28 protein-coding genes are annotated in these 26,786 nt (G+C 65.8%); 12 read left to right on the top strand and 16 right to left on the bottom strand.

Features of this window, described 5'->3' with window-relative positions; translation table 11 throughout:
- Positions 1 to 15: 15 nt before the first annotated feature.
- The 8 genes from ftsZ to BW970_RS12160 form a co-directional block, all read right to left on the bottom strand.
- Positions 16 to 1,707 carry a cell division protein FtsZ gene (gene ftsZ / locus BW970_RS12125; protein WP_076531630.1) on the bottom strand — a complete coding sequence of 564 codons (1,692 nt, stop codon included), beginning with the start codon at positions 1,705 to 1,707 and terminating at the stop codon, positions 16 to 18.
- Between the two features lie 184 nt (positions 1,708 to 1,891).
- On the bottom strand, positions 1,892 to 3,226 hold the full coding sequence (gene ftsA / locus BW970_RS12130; protein ID WP_076531741.1) for a cell division protein FtsA: 1,335 nt from the start codon (positions 3,224 to 3,226) through the stop codon (positions 1,892 to 1,894).
- Positions 3,227 to 3,231: 5 nt separating this feature from the next.
- Positions 3,232 to 4,107, bottom strand: coding sequence for a cell division protein FtsQ/DivIB (locus tag BW970_RS12135; RefSeq protein WP_076531632.1), 876 nt, complete (start codon positions 4,105 to 4,107; stop codon positions 3,232 to 3,234).
- A complete protein-coding gene (locus BW970_RS12140; protein ID WP_144038945.1) occupies positions 4,095 to 5,018 on the bottom strand; it encodes a D-alanine--D-alanine ligase in 924 nt (307 codons plus the stop codon). The genes BW970_RS12135 and BW970_RS12140 overlap by 13 nt, the downstream gene beginning before the upstream one ends.
- A 67-nt stretch (positions 5,019 to 5,085) precedes the next feature.
- The gene (gene murB / locus BW970_RS12145) at positions 5,086 to 6,009 is read right to left on the bottom strand and encodes a UDP-N-acetylmuramate dehydrogenase (protein WP_076531636.1); all 924 of its coding nucleotides are present in this window, start codon (positions 6,007 to 6,009) and stop codon (positions 5,086 to 5,088) included.
- 135 nt (positions 6,010 to 6,144) lie between these two features.
- A complete protein-coding gene (locus tag BW970_RS12150) occupies positions 6,145 to 6,921 on the bottom strand; it encodes an enoyl-CoA hydratase-related protein (RefSeq protein WP_076531743.1) in 777 nt (258 codons plus the stop codon).
- Between the two features lie 67 nt (positions 6,922 to 6,988).
- On the bottom strand, positions 6,989 to 7,438 hold the full coding sequence (locus tag BW970_RS12155; protein WP_076531745.1) for a cytochrome c-type biogenesis protein: 450 nt from the start codon (positions 7,436 to 7,438) through the stop codon (positions 6,989 to 6,991).
- Positions 7,438 to 9,405, bottom strand: coding sequence for a heme lyase CcmF/NrfE family subunit (locus tag BW970_RS12160; protein WP_076531638.1), 1,968 nt, complete (start codon positions 9,403 to 9,405; stop codon positions 7,438 to 7,440). The genes BW970_RS12155 and BW970_RS12160 overlap by 1 nt, the downstream gene beginning before the upstream one ends.
- A 267-nt stretch (positions 9,406 to 9,672) precedes the next feature.
- Here BW970_RS12160 and BW970_RS12165 point away from each other — a divergent pair, with 267 nt between their 5' ends.
- The 3 genes from BW970_RS12165 to BW970_RS12175 all read left to right on the top strand — a co-directional run bounded on the left by BW970_RS12165 (position 9,673) and on the right by BW970_RS12175 (position 12,415).
- Entirely contained in the window at positions 9,673 to 11,004 is a 1,332-nt protein-coding gene (locus BW970_RS12165) for an amidase (RefSeq protein WP_076531640.1), read from the top strand.
- A gap of 77 nt (positions 11,005 to 11,081) precedes the next feature.
- Positions 11,082 to 11,786, top strand: coding sequence for a CoA transferase subunit A (locus BW970_RS12170; RefSeq protein ID WP_076531642.1), 705 nt, complete (start codon positions 11,082 to 11,084; stop codon positions 11,784 to 11,786).
- Positions 11,786 to 12,415, top strand: a complete 630-nt coding sequence (locus tag BW970_RS12175) for a 3-oxoacid CoA-transferase subunit B (protein ID WP_076531644.1) — start codon at positions 11,786 to 11,788, stop codon at positions 12,413 to 12,415. The genes BW970_RS12170 and BW970_RS12175 overlap by 1 nt, the downstream gene beginning before the upstream one ends.
- A gap of 295 nt (positions 12,416 to 12,710) precedes the next feature.
- Here the strand turns inward: BW970_RS12175 and BW970_RS12180 are convergent, their stop codons facing one another.
- The 3 genes from BW970_RS12180 to BW970_RS12190 are packed head-to-tail and all read right to left on the bottom strand — an operon-like array spanning position 12,711 to position 14,990.
- Positions 12,711 to 14,036 carry an MATE family efflux transporter gene (locus BW970_RS12180; RefSeq protein ID WP_076531646.1) on the bottom strand — a complete coding sequence of 442 codons (1,326 nt, stop codon included), beginning with the start codon at positions 14,034 to 14,036 and terminating at the stop codon, positions 12,711 to 12,713.
- Entirely contained in the window at positions 14,029 to 14,556 is a 528-nt protein-coding gene (locus BW970_RS12185) for a PaaI family thioesterase (protein WP_076531647.1), read from the bottom strand. The genes BW970_RS12180 and BW970_RS12185 overlap by 8 nt, the downstream gene beginning before the upstream one ends.
- Positions 14,553 to 14,990: a PaaI family thioesterase gene (locus BW970_RS12190; protein ID WP_076531650.1), complete on the bottom strand. Its 438-nt coding sequence runs from the start codon at positions 14,988 to 14,990 to the stop codon at positions 14,553 to 14,555. Before BW970_RS12190 ends, BW970_RS12185 begins: the two co-directional genes overlap by 4 nt.
- 157 nt (positions 14,991 to 15,147) lie before the next feature.
- Between BW970_RS12190 and BW970_RS12195 the strand changes: the two genes are divergently transcribed.
- The 3 genes from BW970_RS12195 to BW970_RS12205 all read left to right on the top strand — a co-directional run bounded on the left by BW970_RS12195 (position 15,148) and on the right by BW970_RS12205 (position 17,687).
- Complete coding sequence (locus BW970_RS12195) at positions 15,148 to 15,537, top strand: MerR family transcriptional regulator (RefSeq protein WP_076531746.1); 390 nt, start codon at positions 15,148 to 15,150, stop codon at positions 15,535 to 15,537.
- Positions 15,538 to 15,595: 58 nt separating this feature from the next.
- Positions 15,596 to 16,735, top strand: coding sequence for an AI-2E family transporter (locus BW970_RS12200; protein ID WP_083701249.1), 1,140 nt, complete (start codon positions 15,596 to 15,598; stop codon positions 16,733 to 16,735).
- 76 nt (positions 16,736 to 16,811) lie between these two features.
- Complete coding sequence (locus BW970_RS12205; RefSeq protein WP_076531750.1) at positions 16,812 to 17,687, top strand: branched-chain amino acid aminotransferase; 876 nt, start codon at positions 16,812 to 16,814, stop codon at positions 17,685 to 17,687.
- Between the two features lie 104 nt (positions 17,688 to 17,791).
- Here the strand turns inward: BW970_RS12205 and BW970_RS12210 are convergent, their stop codons facing one another.
- Positions 17,792 to 18,262 carry a hypothetical protein gene (locus BW970_RS12210; protein ID WP_076531652.1) on the bottom strand — a complete coding sequence of 157 codons (471 nt, stop codon included), beginning with the start codon at positions 18,260 to 18,262 and terminating at the stop codon, positions 17,792 to 17,794.
- Positions 18,263 to 18,356: 94 nt separating this feature from the next.
- On the opposite strand from BW970_RS12210, the gene moaA reads away from it, so the two are divergent.
- The 4 genes from moaA to BW970_RS12230 all read left to right on the top strand — a co-directional run bounded on the left by moaA (position 18,357) and on the right by BW970_RS12230 (position 23,180).
- Positions 18,357 to 19,361, top strand: a complete 1,005-nt coding sequence (gene moaA, locus BW970_RS12215) for a GTP 3',8-cyclase MoaA (RefSeq protein WP_076531655.1) — start codon at positions 18,357 to 18,359, stop codon at positions 19,359 to 19,361.
- Between the two features lie 203 nt (positions 19,362 to 19,564).
- Complete coding sequence (locus BW970_RS12220; protein ID WP_076531656.1) at positions 19,565 to 21,100, top strand: class I adenylate-forming enzyme family protein; 1,536 nt, start codon at positions 19,565 to 19,567, stop codon at positions 21,098 to 21,100.
- Positions 21,100 to 21,741 (top strand): DsbA family oxidoreductase, encoded by a 642-nt coding sequence (locus BW970_RS12225; protein ID WP_076531658.1) that lies wholly within the window; start codon positions 21,100 to 21,102, stop codon positions 21,739 to 21,741. The genes BW970_RS12220 and BW970_RS12225 overlap by 1 nt, the downstream gene beginning before the upstream one ends.
- Positions 21,742 to 21,959: 218 nt before the next feature.
- On the top strand, positions 21,960 to 23,180 hold the full coding sequence (locus BW970_RS12230) for a multidrug effflux MFS transporter (RefSeq protein WP_076531660.1): 1,221 nt from the start codon (positions 21,960 to 21,962) through the stop codon (positions 23,178 to 23,180).
- A 62-nt stretch (positions 23,181 to 23,242) separates the two neighbouring features.
- Here BW970_RS12230 and BW970_RS12235 read toward each other — a convergent pair whose 3' ends face one another.
- The 4 genes from BW970_RS12235 to BW970_RS12250 form a co-directional block, all read right to left on the bottom strand.
- Positions 23,243 to 23,719, bottom strand: a complete 477-nt coding sequence (locus BW970_RS12235) for a copper chaperone PCu(A)C (RefSeq protein WP_076531662.1) — start codon at positions 23,717 to 23,719, stop codon at positions 23,243 to 23,245.
- Between the two features lie 64 nt (positions 23,720 to 23,783).
- Complete coding sequence (locus BW970_RS12240; RefSeq protein WP_076531664.1) at positions 23,784 to 24,131, bottom strand: hypothetical protein; 348 nt, start codon at positions 24,129 to 24,131, stop codon at positions 23,784 to 23,786.
- A 115-nt stretch (positions 24,132 to 24,246) separates the two neighbouring features.
- Positions 24,247 to 24,534, bottom strand: coding sequence for a 50S ribosomal protein L28 (gene rpmB, locus BW970_RS12245; protein WP_076531667.1), 288 nt, complete (start codon positions 24,532 to 24,534; stop codon positions 24,247 to 24,249).
- Between the two features lie 228 nt (positions 24,535 to 24,762).
- Positions 24,763 to 25,197, bottom strand: coding sequence for a hypothetical protein (locus BW970_RS12250; RefSeq protein WP_076531670.1), 435 nt, complete (start codon positions 25,195 to 25,197; stop codon positions 24,763 to 24,765).
- A gap of 332 nt (positions 25,198 to 25,529) precedes the next feature.
- Between BW970_RS12250 and BW970_RS12255 the strand changes: the two genes are divergently transcribed.
- Both BW970_RS12255 and BW970_RS12260 read left to right on the top strand, forming a co-directional pair.
- Complete coding sequence (locus tag BW970_RS12255) at positions 25,530 to 26,438, top strand: glycosyltransferase (RefSeq protein ID WP_159441437.1); 909 nt, start codon at positions 25,530 to 25,532, stop codon at positions 26,436 to 26,438.
- A gap of 37 nt (positions 26,439 to 26,475) precedes the next feature.
- On the top strand, positions 26,476 to 26,786 hold a 311-nt coding region (locus BW970_RS12260; protein WP_083701254.1), incomplete at its 3' end, for a type II toxin-antitoxin system HicB family antitoxin.

Raw genomic sequence — 26,786 nt, forward strand, 5'->3', positions numbered from 1 at the left:
AGGTGCACCACTGGCTTAGTTGGCCTGTCGGCGCAGGAAGGCCGGAATTTCGATCCGGTCCTGTTCATGGTCCTGCTCGTCATCATAGGCGGCATGGGCAGGGGGCTGCGGCTGCACGCGGGCCGCCTGCGGGGCCGATTGCGGCTGCCCCGGTTCGGGCGCAGCTCCGGCCTGGCCTGCCATGCGACCGATCAGCGACCCAAGCCCAAAGCGCGACCGGGCCGGTTCTTCGACGCGCGGCTGGCTGGGTTGCGGCGCTGCGGCGGTCATGCGGGCCTGCTGCATCGGCGCGGCGGCGGGCGTCTTGGAGACGGCATCGCGCAAACGGGCCAGGGCTTCGGGCGACGGCGTCCCGGCAGGCGACCGGCGCGGCGCCACAAAGGTACCGGCATCGGCCTCGATCGACGGCGGGGCCGGACGGGCCACGGGTTGCGGTTGCGGCGCGCGGGCCTCGGGCCGGTAGACCGGCTCTGGCACATCGGGTTCGACATGCTGGGCCACCGGCTGGGCACGCGGCGCGGGGGCGGCAGCGGCGTGGAACAGATCCTGCGCAGGCAGGTCGTCCTCGACCTGCGGCTGGTACTGCTGCGGCGCAGGCGCTGCAGGCTGGAATGCCGCCGGAGCAGCCGGTTGCGGCGCGGGGGCCGGTGCAGGCGCCTGCGTCGGAGCCACGAAGCTGGCGGCCGCGCGCGGCTGGGCAAGCGTACCGCTGGCGCGGGGCTGCGCGGCATTCGCTGCGGTCGCGTCGATCCCTGTTGCCACGACCGACACGCGGATCCGGCCTTCCATCGTCGGGTCCATGGTCGAGCCCACGATGATATTGGCGTCCGGGTCCACCTTTTCGCGGATCAGGCCGGCAGCCTCGTCCAGTTCGAACAGGGTCAGATCATAGCCGCCGGTGATGTTGATCAGCACACCCTTGGCGCCGTGCAGGCTGATTTCGTCCAGCAGCGGGTTGGCAATCGCCTTCTCGGCAGCCTCGATGGCGCGGTTGGCGCCTTCGGCCTCGCCGGTGCCCATCATGGCCTTGCCCATTTCGTCCATCACCGAGCGCACGTCGGCAAAGTCCAGGTTGATCAGGCCGGGCCGCACCATCAGATCCGTCACGCCCTTGACGCCCTGATACAGCACGTCGTCGGCCATGGCGAAGGCTTCGGTGAAGGTGGTCTTTTCATTCGCCAGCCGGAACAGGTTCTGGTTGGGGATGATGATCAGCGTATCGACAACCTTTTGCAGCGCCTCGACGCCATCTTCGGCCTGCCGCATCCGCTTGGCGCCTTCAAACGCGAAGGGCTTGGTCACGACCCCCACGGTCAGCACGCCCAGTTCGCGCGCCGCCTGGGCGATGATCGGGGCCGCGCCGGTGCCGGTGCCCCCGCCCATTCCGGCGGTGATGAAGCACATGTGCACACCGGCCAGGTGATCGACAATCTGCTCGATGGATTCTTCTGCCGCGGCGGCACCGATCTGCGGCTTGGCACCGGCCCCCAGACCTTCGGTCACGCGGGCCCCCAGTTGCACGCGATGCGGGGCGCGGCTCTGGGCCAGCGCCTGGGCGTCGGTGTTTGCAACGACGAAATCGACCCCCTCAAGCTGCTGGTCGATCATGTTGTTGACCGCATTGCCGCCAGCGCCACCGACACCGAACACCGTGATCCGGGGTTTCAGCTCGGCCCCGTCGTCTTGCATGATAAGATTCAAAGCCATTGTCCTGCCGCCTGCCCTTGTTTCGACCTTGCCAGCCCCGACCCTGTCCCGACGGGCCGCGATTGGTCTGATTCTATCCACAGCCACACGGCGCGTCACGCGAAAAACGCCCCGACACCCCCAAATATTGCGCCATTCCTGGGCAAATCAGCGGGATTTCGCCGTCTGACACGGGATATTGCGGTTACCAGTTGTCACGAAACCACCGCAAGGCCCGCTTGAACGAACGTGCGGGATAGCGTTCGGGCGGCACCTCGAAATCCCACCACTCGTCCTGCGGATGCGCGGCGAACAGGCACAACCCCACCGCCCCGGCAAACGACGCGCCCGCAGCCGCCTGCGGCAGCCCCTGCACGCGGAGCGGACGGCCCAGACGCACCCTTTGGCCCAGAATGCGGGCGGCCAGGCCATCGACGCCGGGGATCAGGCTTCCCCCGCCAGTCAGCACGATCTGCTGGCTGGGCAGATGGTCGAACCCGGCCACATCCAGCCGCGCCCGCACCTCTTCCAGGATTTCCTCGACCCGCGGGCGCATGATGCCGATCAGTTCCGTCCGGCTGACACGGCGACGGTCCTTTTCCCAGTCGCCGGTATCGGCGGTCAGTTCTATCATCTCGCGGTCATCCATGCCCGTGGCATGAACCCCGCCATGAAACGTCTTGATCCGCTCGGCCATGGCGAGCGGGATCTCCAACCCCATGGCGATGTCGCGGCTGACCAGATCGCCGCCCATGCGCACCGCATCGGCATAGATCATGTGCTTTTTCATGAAGATCGAGAGGCCCGTCGCGCCGCCGCCCATGTCGATACAGGCCGCCCCCAGTTCCTGCTCATCCTCCACCAGCGCCGACAACCCCGCGACATAGGCAGACGAGGCAATGCCCGCCACCTCCAGATCGCAGCGTTTCAGGCAATGCAGCAGGCATTCCACCGCCGCACGCTCGACCGACAGCAGATGCATGTCGCACGACAGGCTGTGGCCGATCTGCCCGCGCGGGTCGGCAAGCCCGGTGCGGTTGTCCAACTGGAAATTCACCGGCTGGGCATGAAGCACCTCGCGCCCGTCGCCAAGGTCGGGAATTTCACAGGCCGCCAGCACACGGGCAATATCCTGTTCGGTGACCACGGTGTCGGCAAGCGTCTGCTGCCCGGCCAGGCCATAGCTGCGCGGCCCGGCCCCCGAGAAACAGGCGATCACATGATCCACCCGTTGCCCCGCCGCCTTTTGCGCCGATTGCACCACGGTGCGGATCGCCCGCTCGGCCTCCTGCACGCCTTCGATCTCGCCAAAGCGGATCCCGCGCGACCGGGTGGTGGCCGCACCGATCACCCGGAACTGCGACTGCCCGGCCATCGGCCCGACGCCATCATCGCTACGGAACTGGTCCGGCCCGTCAAAGCGCAGGATCAGGCAGGCAATCTTGGTGCTGCCCACGTCCAGAACGGCGATGACGCCGCGCTGCATGGCGGCCTTTCGCATCTGCCGCATGGCGCGCTGGGACTGATACAGGTCGGTCACGGCACTCATCCTCCGGTTTGGGCAAGACGGATCTGGCGAAGGGTATCGGCCCCTTCGGCAGACAGGCGCAATGTCGGGCGACGGTCGTTGCGCAGATCGACCGCCGTGATGTCGCGCGCCAGAATGCCCTCGGCCTGATCCAGCGCAATCAGGCGCTCCAGCGCACGGACGGGATTGTCTTCGGGCAGCATCAGGCGCTGATCACGGTCCAGCACCACGTCCCAGCGCCGCTCGCCCATGCGCACCAACCCGCGCAGACGCGGCACCAGCGGGCCCGCGGCCTGCACCAGGTCCAACGCCTCGGCCGCCCTGGCCGCCGCGCCCTGCCCGGCGATCAGCGGCAAATCCCCGCGCAAGGACCGCGCCCCGATCTGCGCCACACGATGACCACCGGCATCCACCAGCCACACACCATCCGGGGCACGCCAGACCAGTGCAGGCAGGCGCTCGGTCACATTCACCTGCAACACGCCGCCCGAAACGATCCGCACATCGGCCCGCGCCACCGCATCATAGCTTTCGACCCGCGCCCGCGTCGCGGGCAGGTCGATCTCGAAGGACGACAGCGGCAGGCCATAGCCCAGACCGGCCCGGATCGCCTCTGCCAACAGCGGCGAGGCGCCTTCGATGGCCACAAGATTGACCATGAATTCGGGGCGGTTCTGGAACTGGCTGCGCAGATCCACATAGGTGTCATGCAGGGCCGTGCGCCGCCCCTCGTCCGCCAGCCAAAGCCCCGCCACACTGGCCATCAGGGCAAGTGGCATCCCCACCCTGACGGTCAGGCGGAACATCGGCGTCAGCCACAGCCTGTGCCAGCGATAGGCCCAACGGGACGGCGCCGGATCACGACGCTGGGCCGCCTCTCTCAGCGGTCGCATGAGGCATCCTCCACCAGCCAGGCGCACAGGTCGGGGAACGACATGCCACAGCACGCGGCCTGCTCGGGCGCAAGCGACGTCGGCGTCATGCCCGGCTGGGTGTTGGTTTCCAGCACGATCAGACCTGCCAGGCCCTGCGCCGCGTCCCAACGGAAATCGGTGCGGCTCAGCCCCCGGCAGCCCAAGGCGCGATGCGCGCGCAAGGCATAGTCCATGCACGCGTCAAAAATCGCCGGCGGCACCTCGGCGGGCACCACATGGCGCGACCCGCCGAGGGTATATTTCGCCTCATAGTCATACCAGCCGTCGGTCAGGATATCGGTCACCGTCAAGGCCCGGTCGCCCAGAACGGAACAGGTCAGCTCGCGCCCCGGCACAAACGCCTCGACCATCACCTGCGCCGGCATCGCGGGGGCAAGCCGCGGCGGACGGTTCGCACCCTCGGGCACGATATAGACCCCGACCGAGGATCCTTCGTTATAGGGCTTGACCACATAGGGCGGCGGCAACAGATGGCTTGCCTCCACCTTCGCCTTGTCCGCAAGCAGGCTGGCAACCACCGGCAGACCGATGGCGCGATAGATCTCCTTGGTGCGCTGCTTGTCCATGGCCAGAGCCGAAGCAAGCACACCCGAATGCGTATAGGGAAGACGCAGCCATTCCAGCAGGCCCTGAACACAGCCATCCTCGCCCCAGCGGCCATGCAGGGCGTTGAAGGCGACATCAGGCCCGATCGCCGCCAACCGCGCAGCCAGATCCGGGCCGCAATCGACCTCGACCACATCATAGCCTGCCGCACGCAGAGCGGTGGCGCATTCGCGCCCACTGGAGAGCGACACGTCCCGCTCCGCGGAGGCGCCACCCATCAGAACTGCCACTCTGGCGGCTGTCCTGCCCGAACTGCCCGCCATCTTCTGCCTCTGGGGCCTTTGCGGCCCTTGTTATATCACCGGGGTCTTGGCCCCTTGCCGTGCCGTATCACGCCGACGGTTCACCGACACGCATGATTTCCCATTCTAGCCAGATTCCCGCCGTCTGGAAAACCCTATTTCGCACCTGCTCACCAAGTGATTCGAGATCCTGCGCCGTCGCGCCGCCGGTGTTGGTCAGAAAGTTGGCGTGTTTCTCCGACATCTGGGCGCCACCAACCCGCGCGCCCTGCATTCCGGCATCCTGGATCAGCTTCCACGCTTTCAAGTCGTGGGTATCATCCGCCCTGCCGGTGCTGGAATACCCGGCCGGATTGCGAAAGGTGGACCCGGCAGTCCGGTCCTTGACCGGCTGGCTGGCATCACGCCGCGCCAGTTGCTCGACCATCCGCGCTTGCAGAACGCCCGGCTCCCCCGGTGGTGCGCGGAAAACCGCCGAGACCACGATAGCCCCCTGCGGCAAACTGGAATGACGATAGCGCAGATCCAGCGCCGCCGCAGGAAGCGTCATCACCTCGCCTGCCCGCGTCACCACCCGCACCTCCTCCAGCACATCGGCGACATAGCTGCCATAGCACCCGGCATTCATCCGCACCGCCCCGCCGATGGTGCCCGGAATGGTGCGCAGAAAGGTCAGGTCGCGCCCGGCTTCGGCTGCGGCCTGCGCAACGCGCGCATCCAGCGCCGCCGCACCGGCACTCACGCGATCCCCCAGCACATCAATACCGGCAAAGGGCCGCCCCAGACGCACCACGACGGCCCGCAACCCGCCATCGCGTACGATCAGGTTCGATCCCGCCCCCAGCGGAAACACCTGAACCGCGCGCTCCAGCCCGGCCAGAAACGCACAAAGATCCGCCTCATCAGCCGGAAGAAACACAGCATCCGCCGGGCCGCCCACGCGCAGCCATGTCAGATCCGACATCGCCTTGCCCTTGATCAGACTGCCCCGCACCTGCGGAAATCCGGCCATATCGCCCTCCTGCGCCACCCCGGCGGTTTCATCTTGCCCCAAATACCCCGCGGGGGTGCGGGGGCGCGAAGCCCCCGCTGCGCCAAGGGCCAGGGGCGCGGCAGACCTAGTCCCGCACGCGCCCCGCCACAAGCCTCAGCGACCCTCAAACCGCGCGGGGCGCTTCTGCACAAAGGCCGCAACACCTTCGGCAAAATCCCAGGTCCGCGCGCTTTCGCCCTGCAACCGCGCCTCCAGCGCCAGTTGCTCGGCATGGCTGTTGACGTCTGCCGCCCGCAGCGCGACCTTTGTCCGCCGCAGGGCCTCGGTCGGCCCCTGCGCGAGCGATCGCGCGCGGGCCTGCCAATGCGTGGCGAATGCCTCGTCCGGCACCGCCTCCCAGATCAGGCCCCAGTCCGCAGCCTGTCGCGCGGGAATTCGGTCGGCGAACAGCGCCATCCCCATGGCGCGCGGCAGGCCTACCTGACGCGGCAGCCACCATGTCGCCCCGGCATCCGGGATCAGGCCGATCCGGGCAAAGGCTTGCAGGAAATAGGCGCTTTCGGCGGCAATCACCACATCGGCCGACAGGGCGATACTGGCGCCCGCCCCGGCCGCCGGTCCATTGACCGCCGCGATCACCGGCACGGGGCATTCCATCAAGGCCAGCATCATCGGATCATAGGTGTCGCGCAACACGCTCTCGGCATCAAACGCGCCGGCGCCAGCGGCCTCTGACAGGTCCTGGCCCGAACAGAACGCGCGCCCCGCCCCCGTCAACACGACCGCCCGCGCCTCCTGTGCCGCGCGGCGCAGGGCGCTGGCCAGATCCGCGCACACGCGGGCGTTCAGCGCATTCATCACCTCGGGTCGGTTCAGCGTGATCACCGCCAAACCGTCCTGCACCGCATAGCGGATCACCTGACTGTCCATCATCCCCTCCGTCCTGAACGGCGACAGTCTTAGCGCACGCGCCACCGGGGAAAACCCCGACTTCGCGTCAGCCTTTCAGGATCTCGTCCAGCCGTGCCCGCTCGGCTTCGGTCAGGGCGTCCACCGGGGCCTGATCGCCCCCTCGGCGACGGCGCAGATACAGCGCAGCGGTGCCCAACCCGGCCAGCAGCATCACCGGCCCGGCGATCCACAACAGCAGGGTCGAGCCCGTGGCCATCGGCCGCAACAGGACATATTCGCCGTATCGTGCGACAACGAACTCCAGCACCTCGGTATTGCTGTCGCCCTCGACCAGCCGCTCGCGCACCAGAAGCCGCAAGTCGCGGGCCAGTTCGGCGTTCGACTCGTCAATGCTTTCATTGCGGCACACCAGACAGCGCAGATCGCGCGAAATCTCGCGGGCCCGCGCCTCCATGACGGGGTCCGGCAGCACCTCATCCGGCTGGACGGCTGCCGCAGGTCCGGCCAGCATCATCAGGATCAGGGCAAGCCGCATCATTCTGCGGGCACCCCCTGCGGCGCCTTGCGCGATCCGGCCGCGATGCGGTAGCGCCGGTCCGACAGGCTGATGAACCCGCCCAGGGCCATGATGATGCACCCGCCCCACAGCCAGTTGGCAAAGGGTTTGATATAGCTGCGCACCGCCCAACCCCCATCCGCCTGCGGATCGCCCAGCACCAGATAGACATCGCGCAGGAACCCATAGTCGATGGCGGCTTCGGTCGTGGGCATTCCCGCCACGGGATAGATCCGCTTTTCGGGAAATAGCGTAAAATTGCGCGACCCGTCGCGGACCCGCATCTCGGCCATGGTCGAGCGGTAGTTGGGGCCCTGCACCTCGCGCACACCCTGCAAGGTGATGTCATAGCCCGCCACCTCGAAACTGTCGCCCGGCTTGACAACGCGGATATCCTCGACCTGCCAGGCGGTCAGGGCGGCAACGGCAAAGATGGTGATGCCCAGCCCGCCATGGGCCACGGCCTTGCCCCAATCGGCACGCGGCAAACGGGTCAGGCGGCCCAGCCGCTGCCCGATGCTGCCACGCCCGCAACGCAGCCACAGATCCGACGCCGCGCCCAGCACGACCCACAGGCCCAGCGCCAGACCAACCGGCCCAAGCGCCGATTGCCCGGTCTGCACCGCAAAGGTCAGCGCGCCGCCGGCCACCGACAAGGCCAGTGCCCCCCACAGCGGGCGCATGGCCTTGCCCAGTTCTGCCCGTTTCCACGGCAGGCTGGCGCCCAGCGGCAAGAGCATCGCCAGCGCGACCACAAAGGGCGTGAACGCCGCGTCGAAGAAGGGGGGGCCGACCGAAAGCTTGCGGTCCCACAGCATTTCAGCCACCAGCGGCCAGATCGTGCCGATGAAGACCACAAACGCCGACACCGCCAGCAACACGTTGTTCAATACCAGCGCCGATTCCCGGCTGAAGGTAGAGAACACGCCCTTGGCCTCCATCACCCCGGCCCGCATCGCATACAGCATCAGCGCACCGCCGACAAAGAACGCGAAGATCAGCAGGATGAACACGCCGCGTTCGGGATCATTGGCAAAGGCATGAACCGACGTGATGATGCCCGAGCGCACGATGAACGTGCCGATCAGCGAAAAGCCGAAAGCCAGGATCGCCAGCAGGATCGTCCAGCTTTTCAGCGCCTCGCGCTTTTCCACCACGATGGCGGAATGCAGCAGCGCCGCGGCGATCAGCCAGGGCATGAAGCTGGCGTTCTCGACCGGATCCCAGAACCAGAACCCGCCCCAGCCCAGTTCATAATAAGCCCACCAGGATCCCAGCGCGATGCCGATGGTCAGGAACACCCAGGCCGCCAGCGTCCAGGGCCGCACCCAGCGGCCCCAGGCGGCATCGACGCGCCCCTCGATCAGCGCGGCCACGGCAAAGCTGAACGCCATGCTCAGCCCCACATAGCCCAGGTACAGAAACGGCGGATGAAACGCCAAACCCGGATCCTGCAACAGCGGGTTCAGATCCTGCCCATCCATCGGCGGCAAGGGCATCCGGTCGAACGGATTCGACGTGAACAGCATGAACATCAGGAAGGCAACGCCGATAGAGCCCTGCACCGCGATCACCCGCGCCTTGAGTGTCGGGGGCAGATTGCCACCGAACCAACTGGCGCAGGCGCCGAACAGCGCCAGGATCAGCACCCACAACAGCAGCGAGCCTTCGTGATTCCCCCATACGCCCGAGATCTTGTAGATCATCGGCTTGAGCGTATGCGAATTGCTGACCACCAGTGCGACGGAAAAGTCCGACGTCACAAAGGCATGGGTCAGTGCGGCAAAGGCAAAGCCCACCAGCAGGAATTGCGTGGTGGCGGCCGGATCGGCCACCGCCATCCACCCCGGCCAGCCCTTCCAGGCGCCGATCAACGGCATCACGGTCTGCACCAGCGCGACGGCCAGGGCGAGGGTCAGGGCGAAATGTCCGAGTTCTGCGATCATGCGCCGATCATATCTGCGGAATACGCGCCCGCCAATGCCCTGCGCGCCCGTGTCGCGCCCCCCGCATTCACGCCGCCGTGTGGCGCCCGCCGGGCGGCTGCCAGCCCGCTGCGCGACCGCACCTGCGGGGATCAGGCGCGCCCCTTGCGACCTGCGGCAATCCGCCTTGCCCTGCGATCCGTCCGCCCATACTCTGCCCGCCGCCGGGGCGGGAGCCTTTGGCCCTGCCGGTGTCAGATGCCCGGCATTCAGGCACGGGGGACGGATATGGGCACCGAATGGCTGGCAATGTCGGCAGGCGATCTGGGGCGCGGAATCGGCGATGGCTCGATCCATGCCGTCGAACTGGCCGAGGCGTTTCTGGAGGCGCTCGAACAGCACCCCGACACAAGCCGCATCTACGCGCGCACCACCCCTGACCGTGCAAGGGCCGAGGCGATGGCCGCCCATGGCCGGGCCAAGGCCGGGCTGCGGCTTGGTCTGCTGGATGGCGTGCCGCTCAGCTGGAAGGATCTGTTCGACACCGCAGGCGTGGCAACAGAGGCCGGATCCGCCTTGCTTCAGGGCCGCACCCCGGCCCGCGATGCAACGGTGCTGGAACGCGCCACCCGCGCGGGCCTTGTGTGCCTGGGTAAGACCCATATGTCAGAGCTCGCCTTTTCAGGGCTGGGGCTGAATCCCGTCACAGCGACACCGCCCAATATCAACGATCCGCGTGCGGTGCCGGGCGGCTCGTCCTCGGGCGCCGCCGCCTCGGTGGCCTTCGGGCTGGCACCGGCGGCCATCGGGTCGGACACCGGCGGATCGGTGCGCATCCCGTCGGCCTGGAACGACCTGGTCGGCCTGAAGACCACGCATGGCCGCCTGCCCCTGACCGGCGCCGTCCCCTTGTGCGAAACCTTCGACACCATCGGCCCGCTGTGCCGCACGGTCGAGGATTGCGCCCTGTTGCTGGCCGTGATGGAGGGGGGCAAGGCGCCCGATCTGGCCGGAGCCAGCCTTGTCGGCGCCCGCTTTGCCGTGCTGGAAACCGTGGCGCTGGACGACCTGCGCCCCGAACCTGCGCGCGGCTTCGACGATGCGCTTGCCCGGCTGACCCGCGCAGGCGCCCGGATCGAGCGTATCCGCTTTCCTGCCCTTGCCGAGGCGATGAGCCTGTCGCCAACCCTCTTTACCGGCGAGGCCTGGGGCATCTGGCGCGACACCATCGAACGCGCGCCGCACAAGATGTTCCCGCAAATCCTCGACAGGTTCCGTGGCGGTGCAGGCGTAAGCGCCGCCGATTACGTCGCCGGCTGGCGGCGCCTGAACGCGCTGCGCGTCGAATGGGCGGCGGCCACCGCTGGATATGACGCGATCCTGACGCCGACTGCGCCGATCATGCCGCCCGATGCCGCGCGGTTGCTGGCCGATGCGGACTATTACGTCACGGAAAACCTTCTGACCCTGCGCAACACCCGGATCGGCAACCTGATGAACTGCTGTGCGCTCAGCCTGCCAACCTCCGAACCGTCCTGCGGGCTGCAACTCCTGGCACCGCCGATGGCCGAACCGCGCCTGCTGCGCCTTGGCATGGCCGCAGAAGCCGCGCTGCGCTGAGCTTTCCGCAGCGCGGCGATTGACTAACGCCTGCCCCCGCGTCACAACATCACAAGTGACTTGGGGAGCGAGGACTTATGAGCAAAGTCTATGCATCCGCGACAGAGGCGCTTGACGGTCTTCTGTTCGACGGGATGACAATCGCCGCTGGCGGCTTTGGCCTGTGCGGTATTCCGGAACTGCTGATCGCGGCAATCCGCGAGGCGGGGACCAAAGACATTACCATTGCGTCGAACAACTGCGGTGTAGATGGCTTTGGTCTGGGCGTCCTTCTTGAATCACGCCAGATCCGCAAGATGATCTCGTCCTATGTCGGCGAGAATGCAGAATTCATGCGCCAGTATCTGTCGGGCGAGCTGGAGCTGGAATTCAATCCCCAGGGCACGCTGGCCGAACGGATGCGCGCTGGCGGCGCCGGAATCCCCGGCTTCTACACCGCCACGGGGGTGGGAACGGTGATTGCCGAAGGCAAGGACCACAAGGACTTCAACGGCAAGACCTACATTCTGGAAACCGGCCTTGTGATGGATCTTTCCATCGTCAAGGCGTGGAAGGCGGACCCCTCGGGCAATCTGGTCTTCCGCAAGACCGCGCGGAACTTCAACCCGCCTGCGGCCACCTGCGGCAAGATCTGCGTGGTCGAGGTCGAAGAGATCGTGCCGCTCGGTTCGATCGACCCCGACCATATCCACCTGCCCGGCATCTACGTGCATCGCATCATCCAGGGGCAGCACGAGAAACGCATTGAACAGCGCACCGTGCGCAAGCGGGAGGCCGTGTGATGGGCTGGGACCGGAACCAGATGGCGGCACGCGCCGCCCAGGAACTGCAGGACGGCTGGTATGTCAACCTTGGAATCGGCATCCCGACGCTGGTGTCGAACTACATTCCGGATGGCGTGAATGTCACGCTGCAATCGGAAAACGGAATGCTGGGCATGGGCCCCTTCCCCTATGAGGGCGAAGAAGACCCCGACCTGATCAATGCAGGCAAGCAGACCATCACCGAACTGCCGCAGACCGCCTTTTTCGACAGTGCGCAATCCTTTGCCATGATCCGTGGCGGCAAGATCGCCATGGCGATTCTGGGCGGCATGGAAGTTTCGGAAAAAGGGGATCTGGCGAACTGGATGGTGCCCGGCAAGCTGGTCAAAGGCATGGGCGGCGCAATGGATCTGGTCGCCGGTGTCGGCCGCGTCGTGGTGGTGATGGACCATACTTCCAAGCACGGCGATTCCAAGGTGCTCAAGGACTGTACCCTGCCGCTGACCGGCAAGGGTGTGGTCAACCGCATCATCACCAATCTGGGCGTACTGGATGTTGTGCCGGGCGGGCTGAAGATCGTCGAATGTGCGGATGGCGTGACCGAGGACGAACTGCGCAAGGCCACCGAGGCCACCATCGTCAACTGAGCACGGGATTGGCGTGAACCGCTCCGGGGGGTCGCACGTGCGGCCCCCTTTTGCATTCAGGCCCCGCCTGCGCGCATGACAGGTGCGGGAGCCTGCCCGCGGGCGCGTCATCACGGCCCGATGCACAGCGACGACAGCCCCCCTTGGATCCAGCCGTACGAGAGAGGCAGAGGCGCTGCGTTGCCCCCGCCCGCGCCCTGGCCACAGCCTTGCACCGATTGGCCGTCCCCCCTGGCCTGATCGCTGCGATCAGACCCTCTGGCACGGCCCAGAGGAGGCAGCCCCAGTCCCGGTCTCAGCGGGCGAACGCATCCGACGGGGCCGCCGCACGTTCGGCGCGCGGGTAATAGCGCGCCATGGTGGCGCCGCGCGCAAGGTTCAACACCATGAACGCCGCCCACAGGCCATGATTTCCGCCCCATGGGACAAGGATCAGGAGCGCGAGCACATAAAGCGTCACCGACAGCGCCATCGTGTTGCGCATCTCGCGGGTCAGCGTGGCGCCAATGAAGATGCCGTCGAACATATAGCTGGCCACAGCGATGGCGGGCACCACGGCCAGCCAGGCCAGATAGGCGCGCGCCTCGGCCCGCACATCCGGCGCAGTCGTCATCACGTCGATGATGGCAGGCCCAAAGATCAGGAATGCCGCCCCCAACAGAACACTGCCCCCGATGGCCCATTGCGACGACCGCCAGGCCGCCTGACGCACCTGGGCCGGACGGCGGGCGCCAACGGCCTGCCCTACGAGCGCCTCGGCGGCAAAGGCAAATCCATCGAGTGCATAGGCGGTGATTTCGGCGAATTGCAGCAAGATCTGGTTGGCGGCCAGCGTCACATCCCCGAACCCTGCGCCGATGAAGAGGAAGGTCGTCATGCTGCCCTGCAACAGCACCGAGCGCAGCATGATGTCCCCATTCACCGCAAGCATCCGCTGCCACGCGCTCCGCGCCAGCAGGCGGTGCCGGTCGGCCCAGGCCCCGCCCGCGAACGCGCCACGGCACAGCCACAGGCCAAGGGCCAGCCCGCTGTATTCCGCGATCAGCGTTGCGATGGCAACGCCCGGAACGCCCCAGCCAAGCCCGAGGACGAACCACAGGTCCAGCACCACGTTCAGGCCGTTCATCCACAGTTGCAGGACAAGAACGGCGCGCGTCCGTTCCTGCGCGATCAGCCAGCCGGTCACCGCATAGAGCGAAATCGTCGCCGGGGCGCCCCAGATGCGGATCGTCAGATATTGCCGTGCCAGCCCCTCGACCTCTGCCGAGGCGGGCGCAAGCTGGAACGCGCCCCAGACCAGCGGTGCTTGCAGCAGGATCAACGCAAATCCTGCGGCGGCCCCTATCCCAAGCCCGCGCAACAGGATGGCGCCGGTTTCGGCAGTGTCGCCCGCTCCATGGGCCTGCGCCGCCAGCCCGGATGTGCCCATGCGCAGAAAGCCGAAAATCCAGTAGACCGAGGCCAGCACGATGGCCCCCACACCGACCGCGCCAATCGGCGCCGCCTGCCCCAGTTGGCCGACAACACCTGTATCGACAGCCCCCAGGATGGGGACGGTGGCATTCGACAGCACGATGGGCAGCGCGATTTTCAGCACCCGGCGGTGCGTGATGTCAGTCATTGCCGGTCGGCTCGCCCCGTTCCGGCATCAGGAAATGCCCCGTCGCCTGTGCGAACAGCCGCGCGCGGTTGTCTTGCCATGCCTCGACATGCACGCTGGCGTAGCGGCGCCCCGAACGGTTGACCCGCGCGCGCGCATAGGCATCGCGCGGCAAGCCGGAGCGCAGGTAATCGACGGTGAAGTCGATGGTCTTGGGCAGGCGCGGCAGGTGCGTCGGGTGCAGCGTCGTCGGGTCGAGGCGCCCCTGCTCCATATCTTCCCAAAGCGATTGCCAGGCCAGTTCGATGAGGGCGGTCGTTTCCAGAAACCCCGCTGTCGCGCCGCCATGCAGCGCAGGCAGGATCGGATTGCCGATCAGGCTTTCGTCGAATGGCATCACTGCGGTCAGTTCGTCCCCCCGGCGGTCGAACTGAAAGCCCATGAACTGGATATAGGGCACGCCGTTGACCAGCGCGCGCAGCGCGGCATCGCGGCGCTGCTTGACGACCTGGACGGGTTCGGGGCGAGTGCGCGCGGTCATGCGTCGGCTTTCCTGCGGCTGGGTTCGTTGGTGAAGGCCCCGGTTGCGCTGGCAACCGGGCGGGCAGTGTCATCGTCGGTCGCAACGGCGCGGATAAAGGCGACAGAGCGTGTCATGTTGTAGCAGAACGCCTCGGCCCGCACGCGCTGGCCTGGGGTGGCCGGGCGCATGTAGTCGATCCGCAGATCCAGCGTGGCCGTTCCGCCAGAGCTGTTGGGATGCAGCGTTGCCGCAAGACCGCAAGCGGTATCCATCAGCGCATAGACCGCACCACCGTGCAAGACGCCGGTCGCCGGATCGCCCACCAGCCGGGCATCCCACGGCATCGACAGGGTGACGTGGCCATCCTCTGTCACGCTGTCCAGGCGCATCGACAGGGCACGGGCATGGGGCAGCGCGTCCAGAAACTGCTGCGGGGTGAATGGGCTGGCCATGACGGGGCTCCTGCTGGTCCTGCCGGCAATTGAGCATCGGCGCGCAGTCCAGCGCAAGCCCCCAATGCGCGGCTGGCACCATGCGCGCGTCCCGGTGCCGCGCCCGATTGCGCAGGCGCAGCAATCGGCCTACCTTGCCGGGGTGGAGGAAACCGGCATGGCCGAAACACACCTGAACTTCAAAGAGATGTGCGCCCGCTTCGACGTGACGCCCCGCACCTTGCGGTACTACGAATATATCGAGCTGCTGGCGCCGCAGAAGGATGGACGCGCGCGGCTGTACGGCCCGCGCGAGGTGGCCCGCATGACCCTGATCCTGCGCGGCCGCCGCTTCGGCTTTGGCCTGGAGGAAATCCGGCAATGGCTGGAAATCTACCAAAAGAACGGGACCGCCGCGCAATTGGCCGCATTCGTCGCCATGGCGGATCGGCAAATGGCCGAGATTGACCGGCAGAGTGCAGAGCTGGCCGCCGCCCGCGCCGATCTGGAGGCCTTGCGCGCGGAAACCCTGCGTGAACTGGCCGCCATTTCTGCAACCGAGTCTTGATTGCCGTGCCGGGCGCCCCTAGTGTCCGGCGAAAACCACCCCAAGCAGGCCAGACACGATGACCGAGCCGACCAATCAGGTTCCTCCGGCAATGCCCCTGCCCCCGCCAAAAGAGGACTCGCGCCGCCTGGAGGTATGGTTTCTGGGGATCATCGCCTTTGCCGTGATCCTGTTCCTGCTGGTGCAAGCCAAGTTCCTGCTGATCTCGCTGGCGATCGCCATCATGCTGTTCTCGCTGACCTCGGATGCGATCAGCTATATCCAGCGCCTTCGTTTTGGCGAGGCCAAGGCATCGGTCTGGTTTGCCAGCCTGCTTGCCGTGATCCTGATCGCAACGGTCCTGATTTCGGTGTCCGTGCTGATCCTGTCGCAGGCGAATACGGTCGTGTTCACCGTGATGCAATATGCCGACCCGGCACAAAAGGCACTGGCCACCCTGTTCTCGTGGATGGGCGCCGATGTGGAACAAGCCGTGCTCAACTGGCTGAAGGGCGTACAGATCGGCCCATGGCTGGCGGCAATGGCCGGACAGGCGGGCAACATCGCGTCGGGGGCCGTGCTGGTCACGCTGTTCGTCGGCTTCCTGTTCCTGGAACGGCTGTGGTTCCGCCCGAAACTGGTAAGCCTGATGGGCGATGCGGAAAGCGCGCTCAGGGTCGAACGCATCATTTCGTCCATCGTGCACCGGGTGAACAGGTATCTGATCGTGAAGACGGTGGTCAGCCTGGTGACTGGCGCGCTGGTCTATCTGGTGATGAGCGCCTTCGGGCTTGAACTTGCGATGGCGATGGGCGTTCTGACTTTCGTGCTCAACTTCATTCCCAACATCGGCTCCATCCTTGCAACGATCGCCGTGGGCCTTGTGGCCTATGTTCAAACCGGCGATGCCGTCAGCGGGATTGCCGTCCTGACCATTGTGGTGGCCATCCAGTTCGTGGTCGGGCAGGTGCTTGATCCGCTGTTCCTGGGCCGGACGCTGCGGCTGTCTTCCTTCGGTATCATCGCGTCGCTGGCCTTCTGGGCGGCGGTCTGGGGCATTCCGGGCATGTTCCTTGCCGTGCCGATCATGGTATCGATCATGATCGTCTGCTCGCATATCCCGCGCCTGCGCCCTGTGGCCGTCCTGTTGTCGCGCGAGGGGCTTCCCGAAGTGGACATCGACCAGCCACACCAGACGCCGGTGACAGACGCAGCCTGACGACGATGCCGCACCCTCTGGACCTTTCCGCTCAAGGGTGATTTTTTGAGCGCGCAAGTAGGGAATGGAGGGCGCCATGGCGTTCGGCACGAATATCCGCACCTGGTTCGACGGCAAGTGGCATGACGGCGACGTCATGGTCATGCGCGCGGCCGACCACGGTATCTGGCAAGGATCAAGCATTTTCGATGGTGCGCGGTGGTTCGATGGCATGGCCCCGGATCTCGACAGCCATTGTGCCCGCGCGAACCGCTCGGCCGAAGCGATGATGATGACCCCGACCATCGCCCCCGAGACGATGGTGCAGATGGCCCTGGACGGCCTGAAACCCTACGCCAAGGATGCCGCCGTCTACATCCGCCCAATGTACTGGGCGGCACATGGCTCGGAACTGGGTGTCGCCCCGCTTGAATCCTCGACCGTCTTTGCCCTGTGCCTTGAGGAAGTGGCCCTGCCGGGTCCGCAGGACAGCACGACCCTGACCCGGACCCGGTTTCGCCGTCCGGTCCTGGAAAATGCGGTCTGCAATGCCAAGGCGGGGGCGCTGTACCCCAACAATGCGCGGATGCTGCTTGAGGCCCAGCAAAAGGGCTATGGCAACGCGCTGGCAGCCGATGCCATGGGCAATGTCGCAGAGACGGCCACCGCCAACGTGTTCATGGTGCGGGATGGCGAGATCTTCACTCCGATCGCCAATGGCACCTTCCTTGCCGGGATCACCCGCGCGCGCCACATCGCAAACCTGCGGGCCGATGGCTACAAGGTGCATGAAACCGTGCTGAGCTTTGACGATTTCCACAAGGCGGATGAGGTGTTCCTGTCAGGGAATTTCGCCAAGGTGCTGGCCGTGCGGGAATTCGACGGCACGCATTACCCTGCACCCGGCCCCGTCACGCGCAAGGTCCGCGAGTTGTACTGGGATTGGGCGCGCACCGACGCCGCCCGTCGCTAAGGCCGCGCCGCAAGGTTTTGGCGCATATGCAGCCCCGATCCGCGGGGCTGCATCCGGTGCTCAGCCCCCCAAGCCGCGGGATGCCGGGCGCCGCAGCACACCGCCTAGCGCGTCAGGACGGTGACGGTCGGCAAATCGGTCAGCCCCAGCCCCAGCGCACGATAGGCCGCGAGCGAAAGCTGCGCGCCGCCGCCGGATGCCGGCAGCAACTCTACCTGCGCCGTCTTGCCCGAGGCCAGCCGAACAACGCCGGGGCGCGCGGTCTCCACCAGCGATGACCGCAGCCAGAACCCCTGCTCTGCCGGATTGCCCAGGCTGACCACCAGCCTGCCAAGTTCGGCCCCCGCCACTGGCCGGGCCAGGGCTGCGGCTTTTTCCGCCTCGGTCGTGCGGTCAAATGCGGTCGCAGTCCGGGCAACCTGGGGCGCAAGCCCTGGGCTGGCAGCACCAGCAGATGGCTGGGTGCCCTGAGGCGCCGCAGCGACGGGATCGTCCCCGACAGAGCGCAGGCGGTCACACCCGCCCAAGGCAACCACGGCGCAGAGAACGAGAACAGGCGCATGTACATGTGTCATGCCGCAGATTAACCCTGTCGCATCCTGCTGCGCAACGACCTGCGCGCATCGGCGCTCACTTGCGCGCCTTGCTGCCGGGGCTTACCTTGTGGGCATGAACGCACCCCTGATCGACCCCTTTGCCCGCCCTATCAGCTACCTGCGGATCTCGGTCACGGACCGCTGCGATTTCCGCTGTGTCTATTGCATGGCAGAGCATATGACCTTTCTGCCCAAGGCCGAGCTGCTGACGCTGGAAGAGCTGGACCGCCTGTGCAGCACTTTTGTCGGTCTGGGGGTGCAGAAACTGCGCGTCACCGGGGGGGAACCGTTGGTTCGGCGCGGAATCCTGACGTTCTTTCGCGCGATGTCGCGGCACCTTGAAACGGGTGCGCTGCAAGAGCTGACGCTGACAACCAATGGCAGCCAGTTGCGCCGCTTTGCCCGCGATCTGGTGGATTGCGGCGTGCGGCGCGTCAATGTCTCGCTCGACACGCTGGACGATGCGAAATTCGCCGCCGTCACCCGCTGGGGCCGCCTGCCGCAGGTTCTGGACGGAATCGCAGCCGCCAAAGAGGCGGGGCTGCGCGTCAAGATCAACGCCGTCGCCCTGAAAGGGTTCAACGAGGACGAGCAGTTCACCCTGACCGACTGGTGCGCGCGCGAAGGCCATGACCTGACCTGGATCGAGGTCATGCCGATGGGCGATCTGGGCGCCGAGGATCGACTGGACCAATACTGGCCGCTGCGTGATCTGCGGGACCGCTATGCCGCGCGGTATACCCTTGCCGATCTGGCGGAGCGCACCGGCGGCCCGGCCCGCTATGTCCGGCTGGAGGAAACGGGGCAGAAGATCGGCTTCATCACCCCGCTGACCCATAACTTCTGCGAAAGTTGCAACCGCGTGCGGCTGACCTGCACGGGGGAGCTTTACATGTGCCTGGGCCAGGAAGACATGGCCGACCTGCGCGCGCCCCTGCGGGCCAGCCCCGACGATGCGGCGCTGCAAGCCGCGATCCGGGCCGCAATCGCCCGCAAGCCCAAGGGCCATGATTTCGACTATTCCCGCCAGGCGGTGGCCGGTCAGATGTCGCGCCATATGAGCCATACCGGCGGCTGACCTTTCCCGCAGTCCCGGCACGGCGGCCCGGCGCCCCCGAATGCGATGAGCTTCCGGTCTCGGGCCACCCCTTCCGGACCCCACAGGATGGCAGGCCGTGAATGCCTCTGACCGGGGCTATCCGGGCAGAGCGAATTGGCGCGGGATCTTGTGCTGGCAGGCCGGGCTGGGTAGGCGGGGGCCGGGATCACGGAGAGGATGTGATGAGCGGGCAACCCTCGGTCTGGGAAGAAGGCACAGCGCAGCCCTGCCCTGCGCCATTCAACATGGCCGCGCATGTGCTGGCGGCGGCGGATCGGGTGCCCGATCGAATCGCGCTTCAGGTGGTGCGGCCAGCCGGGGCAGAGCGATGGTCCTATGCGCGGCTCGCGGCGGCTGTTCGCGGGACGGGGGCGGGGTTTCTGGCCATGGGGCTGCGCCCTGGCGCGCGTATCGTCATGCGGCTGGGCAATACCGTCGATTTTCCCGTGGTGTTCCTCGGGGCAATTGCCGCAGGGCTGGTGCCCGTGCCGACCTCCAGCCAGTTGACCCGCCCGGAAGTGGAGCGGATCCTGGCCGAGATCGAGCCGGATCTTGTGGTGGCAGCCCCGGATGTCGCAATGCCGGACACCCTCGGTTGCCCGGTGCTGGGGCTGGAGGCGCTGCGCGCCTTGCGCGATCATGCGCCCTGTAACTGGGATATGGGCGATCCTGACCGGCTGGCCTATCTGATCTATACATCCGGCACATCGGGGCGGGCGCGGGCCGTCGCCCATGCGCATCGCGCGATCTGGGCCCGGCGCATGATGCATGCGGGCTGGTACGGCCTGCGTGAAACCGACCGGCTGATGCATGCAGGCGCCTTCAACTGGACCTATACGCTGGGGACCGGGCTGATGGATCCCTGGTCAGTCGGGGCGCAGGCGCTGATCCCCGCCGAAGGTGTGGCCGCCGCGCATTTGCCGCTGCTGCTCCGGCGGTTCGATGCGACGATCTTTGCCGCAGCCCCCGGTGTGTACCGCCAGATGCTGCGGGCAGCGATGCCAGCCCTGCCAAAGCTGCGCCATGGATTGTCGGCCGGGGAAAAGCTGCCGGATGCCGTGCGCCAGGGCTGGGAAGCCGTGACAGGAACGGTGATCTGCGAGGCGCTCGGCATGTCCGAGGTCTCGACCTTTGTTTCGGCGGCGCCCGGCCACCCTGCACCGCCCGGCGCCAGCGGATATCCGCAGCCGGGACGCAGGCTGGCGGTACTGGACGACATGGGGATCCCGGTTCCACGCGGGGCACCCGGAACGCTTGCCGTGCATCGCAGCGATCCGGGGTTGTTTCTGGGCTATCTGAACCAGCCGGCCGAGACCGCCGCGCGATTTGCCGGTGACTGGTTCGTGACCGGCGATACCGTTACCATGGCCGAGGACGGCGCCATTGCCTATCTGGGGCGCGACGACGACATGATGAACGCAGGAGGCTATCGCGTGTCGCCACTGGAAGTCGAACGCGTGATGAACGGACATCCGGCGATCGAGGAGTCCGCCGCTGTCGAGGTCGAGGTGCGGCCCGGTGTTGGCGTGATCGCGCTGTTCTATGCCGGGCAAGACACATCGGCCGACGACCTGGCCGCCTTTGCCGAAACTCGACTGGCCCGTTACAAACAGCCGCGACTGTTCATCCCCCTGCCCGCGATCCCCAAGGGGGCCAACAACAAGCTGGCGCGCAAGGCGTTGCGTCAGGGATGGATCATGCCCGAAGGAGGCGCCTGATGGTTACGCTTGATATCTTTTCCGATCCGGTCTGCCCCTGGTGCATGATCGGCAAGGCCCATCTGGACCGGGCGCTGGAACGTATCGGCGACCATCCATTCCGCATTGAATGGCACCCATTCCAGTTGAACCCCGATCTGCCCAAGGGCGGGGCAGACCGCCGCGAATATCTGGAGGCAAAGTTCGGCGGCCAGATGGCGGCGGCCAAGGCCTATCTGACTGTCCAGCAGGCCGCAGAGGCGGCAGGCGTGGAGTTCAACATCGACAGGATCGCACGGCAACCCAATACGCTGGATGCCCATCGGCTGATCCATTGGGCAGGGCTGGAAGGTGCGCAGACCCCGGTCGTGGCGGGCCTGTTCCGCGCCTACTTCCGCGATGGCCGCGATATCGGGCAGGCCGAGGTTCTGGCCGACATTGCGGCCGAGGCCGGAATGGACCGCGATGTCGTCCTGCGCCTGCTGGGATCCGGGGCCGATGCAGATGACATCGCCGCGCGCGATCTGGATGCCCGGAAAAAGGGCGTACGCGCGGTGCCGACCTTTCTGATTGCGCGGCAATATGTGGTGTCCGGCGCCCAGCCGCCCGAATTGTGGGAAAAGGTGGCGGCGGATATCGCCGCCCAGGCCCGGCAGGATTGAGGGCTAAGCCCCAGATCAGCGGGCGGGCGCCGCCGGTGGCGGCTGGTCCGGGGCACTCGCCGTGGCCTGCGGTGGCGGGGGCAGCACCACCGGAACACCGGCGACAAGGAAGACGCGCATATCCGACTCCTTTTATCAGGAAATACCTGATTAAATTACTCGGACAGCGCGCGTCAACCCCTCTGGTCCCGGTTGCGCAACGGGCGTAAGGACCGGACATGACCCAGCCCGTTGCCGCCTCTGCGCCCCGCCTTCCCTTGCCGGAATTCATCGCCCTGATGGCGATGCTGTTCGCGACGATTGCCTTTTCCATCGACGCCATGCTGCCTGCCCTGCCCGAAATCGCGGCAGAGCTTTCGCCGGACGCGCCGAACAAGGCACAGTTGATCTTGACCAGCTTTGTGCTGGGCATGGGAATCGGCACCTTCATCACCGGCCCCTTGTCGGACAGCTTCGGGCGGCGGCGGATGATTCTGGCGGGCTCGGCGCTGTATTGCGTCGGCGCTGCCATCGCCTGGGCCGCGCCGACGCTGGAAGGGGTGCTGATCGGCCGGCTTGTCCAGGGGCTGGGCGCCGCAGGGCCACGGATTGTCGCGGTGGCCATGGTCCGGGATCTCTATGCCGGGCGGCAGATGGCGCGGATCATGTCCTTTGCCATGATGATCTTCACGCTGGTACCGGCGGTGGCGCCGCTGATCGGCACATGGATCATCGCCCTTGGGGGCTGGCGCGGCATCTTTCCGGCCTTTATCCTGTTCTCTGCACTCTCGGTGCTATGGCTGGTGATCCGGCAACCTGAAACCCTGCCGCCGGCGGCGCGCAGCCCGTTGCGTGCCGCACCGCTGATTGCGGCAGCGCGCGAGGTGATGGGCCATCGCGTGGTGCAGGTGTCGATTGCCATGCAGGCCATGCTGTTTGCTGCCCTGTTCGGCACGCTGTCCCAGATCCAGTTTCTGTTCGATCAGACCTTTGGCCATGGCGATACCTTTCCCTATTGGTTCGCCGGGATCGCACTTGCATCAGGATCGGCCAGCCTGATGAATGCGCAACTGGTGATGCGCCTGGGGATGCGTCGCATGGTGCGGGTGGCGCTGCTGGCACAGGTGGTGGTTTCGGGAGGAGTCGCCGCTGTCACGCTGGGGGGGCTGTTGCCGGGTGCCGCCGGATTTCCGCTGTTCCTGCTGTGGGTCTGCGGCGTGTTCTTCATGACGGGCTTCACGCTGGGCAACATCAACGCCATCGCCATGGAACCGCTCGGGCGGGTGGCGGGCATGGCCGCCTCGTTGATTTCGGCGCTTGCGACGGTTGCGGGTGTGGCGCTGGCCGTGCCGCTGGGGCTGGCCTTCGACGGCACGATCGGGCCGCTGGCACTGGGCGTTGCGGCGCTGGCCGGTCTGGCGGTGCTGTTCCAGACGGCCCTGCCTCCGCAAGAGCGATAGGGCCGCACCAATCGCAGGATCAAAGGGGGGCGGGCCAGAGACTGGCCCGCCCCCCTTGCATCTTAGTGAGAGTGTTTCTGGGCGCCCATCGCGGCGTGATCGGGCTTGCGTTCCAGATCAACCGGGATCTCCACCGTCATCTCGCCTGCCTTCTCGAAGGTCAGGGTCAGGCTGAAGGTGTCGCCATGGGCCAGCGACCGTTTCAACCCCAGCAACATGACATGATCCCCGCCGCGCGCCAGCGCATGGTTGCCATGGGCCGGAACGACAAAGCCCTCGGGGACTTCCATCATTTTCATGGTGCCGTTGGCATCGGCCTTGTGGGTGTGCAGTTCGACCCGCTCTGCCACATCGGACACCGCCGCAATCAGGCGGTCATCGGTTGCAGCATGGTTTTCGATCACCATGAAAGCGGCCCCTGTCCGGGCGTTCGCCCCCATGGCACGGGCGTAGGGATCGACAACATGCACAGCGTCGTGGGCGATGGCAGGGGCGGCAAACGCCAGAACTGCGGCGGTCAGAAGGAATTTCGGAAACATGGGCTATCCTTGGAGAAAAGGCCGACGGCCTTGGCCTGCCGGCGGTATCGGGTGGCATCTGAAATCACGCCACACGCGGCGGCCCACGCGCCCAAGGTCCAGTACATACCGCACAGGCCACCACCTGCGCACGGCCCGATCCGACAACACGCGACCAGCCACTTGCCCGCACCGGCGGCACCGGATCCGGCAATACCGCAATACCGTGGCCTGCCATGCAATCGGGACAAGAGTGGACGGACACAGGCTGCCCGCTCTTGGCATCCACCAATATGATCGCCGCGCCCTGACCGGCGCAGATCTCCATGAATGCCGCAGCCGCCATCTGCCCACGCGCCTGTGCAATCGTGCCCGTGCCAAGCACAAGAACGACCGACAGCAGCCATGGGATCAGGTTAAACCGCGAACTCATGCCTCCGAATAGCACCGCACGGCGCCAAGGCCAAGCACAAGCCCAGATACAAGGCAAAACGGAAAAGGCCCTGCCAAACCTGGCAGGGCCTTGAAACCTTGGGTCCGTGGGCGGATCAGGCCGCGGCCTGGGCCTTTTGGATGTCGCGCTTGATTTTCAGCGCGCGCTCCGACAGTTCGTCATCCTTGGCTTTTGCCATGAACGCATCCAGACCGCCACGGTGATCCACCGTGCGCAGTGCATGTGCCGAGATGCGCAGCCGGAACGACTGGCCCAGCACGTCCGACAGCAGCGTCACCTCGTTGAGGTTCGGCAAGAAGCGGCGACGGCTCTTGTTGTTGGCGTGGCTGATGTTGTTGCCCGTCATCGGGCCTTTCCCGCTCAGTTCGCAGACGCGCGACATCTTGATTATCCTTCGATCCGACAGTGAACCGCGCCGCCCAGAGAGGGCAGCGCGCCAATTCCTTATGGGGGCGTTTAGGGGCATTCCGGGCCAAGGTCAAGCCGTCGACCACGCCCGCCCCGCCGGATTCGCCGTGAATTCAGGGGGAACCGGCGGTTTTCCGGTTGGACGGACACCAATTCCTGTTCCCCCTGCCACGGGCCGACGAGGCGTCACGGCCCGATTCTGTTATTCCACGCCGGAAATGACGAATCCCAGATCGCGGTCCAGCGCACGCTCGGCACGAATGTAATTCACGCCTTCGACAAAGCGGGCCGCGGAAAAGCTGGCCATGTCGCTGGCCTGTTCATCGGTGACTGTGCCCATCTGGTCCTGGACCCAGACCTTCACCGCGACGGGTTGGCAGGACGCCATGTCAAAGGCACGGATCTGCACCGGGCCAGCGGTCGCCGTTTCAAGGCGCGCAATACCGACATCTGCGGCGCCCATCGGGACGACCACGATCTTGTCGGTCACGGCATTGGCATATCCAAGCTGCTGGCTGCACAGCGTGGCGCGCATCTCGTCGCCTGCGGCGGGAACTTCCGTTGCGTCCTGAGCCATCGCCGGAATACCGGAAAACGACAAGGTTGCAGCAACAACTGCGATCTGGAACTTGTTCATGTCACACCTCTTTCACCTGTCCGCGTCAAGACAGCGGAACTATGCCCAGACAACGCAGCAAGCGGCCGACTGGTTCCATAAAAGCCGGAAATGTCAGCGAAAAAGCACCGAACACATCCAGCGACGCCTGAAAGGAGGGAATGGTGGGCGATGACGGGCTCGAACCGCCGACATTCTCGGTGTAAAGAACCCCGGCACCCGCCAAACTACGGAAAAATGGCCAAAGGCGCGGATCGCATTGGACCTAGCCACCAATTATTCCAGTAGCATCCGATGCCGACAGGTTCAATGAACCTGGGAGCATAAAGTGGATTGGCCCCCCCAGCAGCACCTTGAAGCGCCGTGTTGCTCAGTGCAAACTTGAGCTACGGCACGTCGCCCGTTGGACAGATTTCGACCCGGTGTTCCCTGAAGTGGATTTTGACGTGGCGTCAGATAGCCTTCATCTCGTTGGCCTGTGCCGGTTCTCCTATCCGACCGGCGATGGCTCGGGGTTCGCTGTAAAGTCCGGTGTCGGCGATCTCGACCGCCTGAGAACGCGGATGACCTTGTTCAAGAAGCTCTGGGTTCCAGCGATGCTCGGCCAAACCGACAAGCGGTTCACCATCATCGTTCTGATCGGCAGCAGCTTGCCAGATGAGATCCGTACGGCGCTCGTCGACGCTGTATCAGACTGCCCGCAGATCGTGATCCATGAGGAGGCGGACGGGCAGATCCATAACGAGGTCTGCAACAAGGTTCTCCGCCTGTATCGACGATCGGATGTCGACTTTATCGGCGAGTTCGGGCTCGACGATGACGACACCGTCTCGCTGGACTTCATAGCCGAGGTCCATCGGCACTTCCGCGCCTTGCAGCCCCTCGTGCTCGAAGCAGGACGCGCAGAACTTGACTTCAGCCGCGGATATGCGGCCCGGATCAGTGAGAGTTCCTGTGTACTCAAGGAGGTCGTCGCCCCACACTGGAACTGTGGGCAGGTGATCTTCCAGAAGTCACCGTCGCGGCTGTCGCTCTTTCACTTCCATCATTATCGCTTCTGGAAGAAACACCCATGTCTTCTGGCGACCAGGCGGCCGATGTTTATCCGTAGCTTCCACGCCAACAATGACAGCGGGGACCGATGGGAAAGGTTCAAGGCCGAAGGAGGCCGAATGGACCCCCGCGAGCTTGCTGCGCTCGTAACGAAGAGTTTCGGCATTTCGATCTGCGCCGATGCAGATGGTGGATTTCAAATCTTCTGATCTGCCGACCACACCGGCAAACAAGTGGACCCTGACCATGCGCTACTACATCGCTATCGTTCACCAGGATGGAGACAGCGCCTTTGGTCTGTCCTTCCCCGACCTGCCCGGCTGCTTTGCCGCCGCTGATGACTGGAACGGCATTCCTGCCGCCGCGACCGAGGCGCTTGACCTCTGGTTCGACGACCAACCAAACGTTGCCCCCGCGCCGTTGGATGCGATCCGACAGCGCGCCGATGTGATTGCAGCGATTGCCGCCGGAGCGGTTCTGCTGCCGGTGCCCTACATTCCGGCCGACACGGCGCTGGAGCGCGTCAACGTTTCGATGGAGCGCGGCCTACTGCGGGC

Origin of the sequence: Gemmobacter megaterium (assembly GCF_900156815.1) — a bacterium.
In the GTDB taxonomy this organism is placed as follows: Bacteria; Pseudomonadota; Alphaproteobacteria; order Rhodobacterales; family Rhodobacteraceae; genus Wagnerdoeblera; species Wagnerdoeblera megaterium.

Coding starts and splice junctions, on each gene's coding strand:
- ftsZ (WP_076531630.1), bottom strand. CDS start 1,707: ATGGCTTTGAATCTTATCATGCAAGACGACGGGGCCGAGCTGAAACCC.
- BW970_RS12135 (WP_076531632.1), bottom strand. CDS start 4,107: ATGCGACCGCTGAGAGAGGCGGCCCAGCGTCGTGATCCGGCGCCGTCC.
- BW970_RS12140 (WP_144038945.1), bottom strand. CDS start 5,018: ATGGCGGGCAGTTCGGGCAGGACAGCCGCCAGAGTGGCAGTTCTGATG.
- murB (WP_076531636.1), bottom strand. CDS start 6,009: ATGGCCGGATTTCCGCAGGTGCGGGGCAGTCTGATCAAGGGCAAGGCG.
- BW970_RS12150 (WP_076531743.1), bottom strand. CDS start 6,921: ATGGACAGTCAGGTGATCCGCTATGCGGTGCAGGACGGTTTGGCGGTG.
- BW970_RS12155 (WP_076531745.1), bottom strand. CDS start 7,438: ATGCGGCTTGCCCTGATCCTGATGATGCTGGCCGGACCTGCGGCAGCC.
- BW970_RS12160 (WP_076531638.1), bottom strand. CDS start 9,405: ATGATCGCAGAACTCGGACATTTCGCCCTGACCCTCGCCCTGGCCGTC.
- BW970_RS12165 (WP_076531640.1), top strand. CDS start 9,673: ATGGGCACCGAATGGCTGGCAATGTCGGCAGGCGATCTGGGGCGCGGA.
- BW970_RS12170 (WP_076531642.1), top strand. CDS start 11,082: ATGAGCAAAGTCTATGCATCCGCGACAGAGGCGCTTGACGGTCTTCTG.
- BW970_RS12175 (WP_076531644.1), top strand. CDS start 11,786: ATGGGCTGGGACCGGAACCAGATGGCGGCACGCGCCGCCCAGGAACTG.
- BW970_RS12180 (WP_076531646.1), bottom strand. CDS start 14,036: ATGACTGACATCACGCACCGCCGGGTGCTGAAAATCGCGCTGCCCATC.
- BW970_RS12185 (WP_076531647.1), bottom strand. CDS start 14,556: ATGACCGCGCGCACTCGCCCCGAACCCGTCCAGGTCGTCAAGCAGCGC.
- BW970_RS12190 (WP_076531650.1), bottom strand. CDS start 14,990: ATGGCCAGCCCATTCACCCCGCAGCAGTTTCTGGACGCGCTGCCCCAT.
- BW970_RS12195 (WP_076531746.1), top strand. CDS start 15,148: ATGGCCGAAACACACCTGAACTTCAAAGAGATGTGCGCCCGCTTCGAC.
- BW970_RS12200 (WP_083701249.1), top strand. CDS start 15,596: ATGACCGAGCCGACCAATCAGGTTCCTCCGGCAATGCCCCTGCCCCCG.
- BW970_RS12205 (WP_076531750.1), top strand. CDS start 16,812: ATGGCGTTCGGCACGAATATCCGCACCTGGTTCGACGGCAAGTGGCAT.
- BW970_RS12210 (WP_076531652.1), bottom strand. CDS start 18,262: ATGACACATGTACATGCGCCTGTTCTCGTTCTCTGCGCCGTGGTTGCC.
- moaA (WP_076531655.1), top strand. CDS start 18,357: ATGAACGCACCCCTGATCGACCCCTTTGCCCGCCCTATCAGCTACCTG.
- BW970_RS12220 (WP_076531656.1), top strand. CDS start 19,565: ATGAGCGGGCAACCCTCGGTCTGGGAAGAAGGCACAGCGCAGCCCTGC.
- BW970_RS12225 (WP_076531658.1), top strand. CDS start 21,100: ATGGTTACGCTTGATATCTTTTCCGATCCGGTCTGCCCCTGGTGCATG.
- BW970_RS12230 (WP_076531660.1), top strand. CDS start 21,960: ATGACCCAGCCCGTTGCCGCCTCTGCGCCCCGCCTTCCCTTGCCGGAA.
- BW970_RS12235 (WP_076531662.1), bottom strand. CDS start 23,719: ATGTTTCCGAAATTCCTTCTGACCGCCGCAGTTCTGGCGTTTGCCGCC.
- BW970_RS12240 (WP_076531664.1), bottom strand. CDS start 24,131: ATGAGTTCGCGGTTTAACCTGATCCCATGGCTGCTGTCGGTCGTTCTT.
- rpmB (WP_076531667.1), bottom strand. CDS start 24,534: ATGTCGCGCGTCTGCGAACTGAGCGGGAAAGGCCCGATGACGGGCAAC.
- BW970_RS12250 (WP_076531670.1), bottom strand. CDS start 25,197: ATGAACAAGTTCCAGATCGCAGTTGTTGCTGCAACCTTGTCGTTTTCC.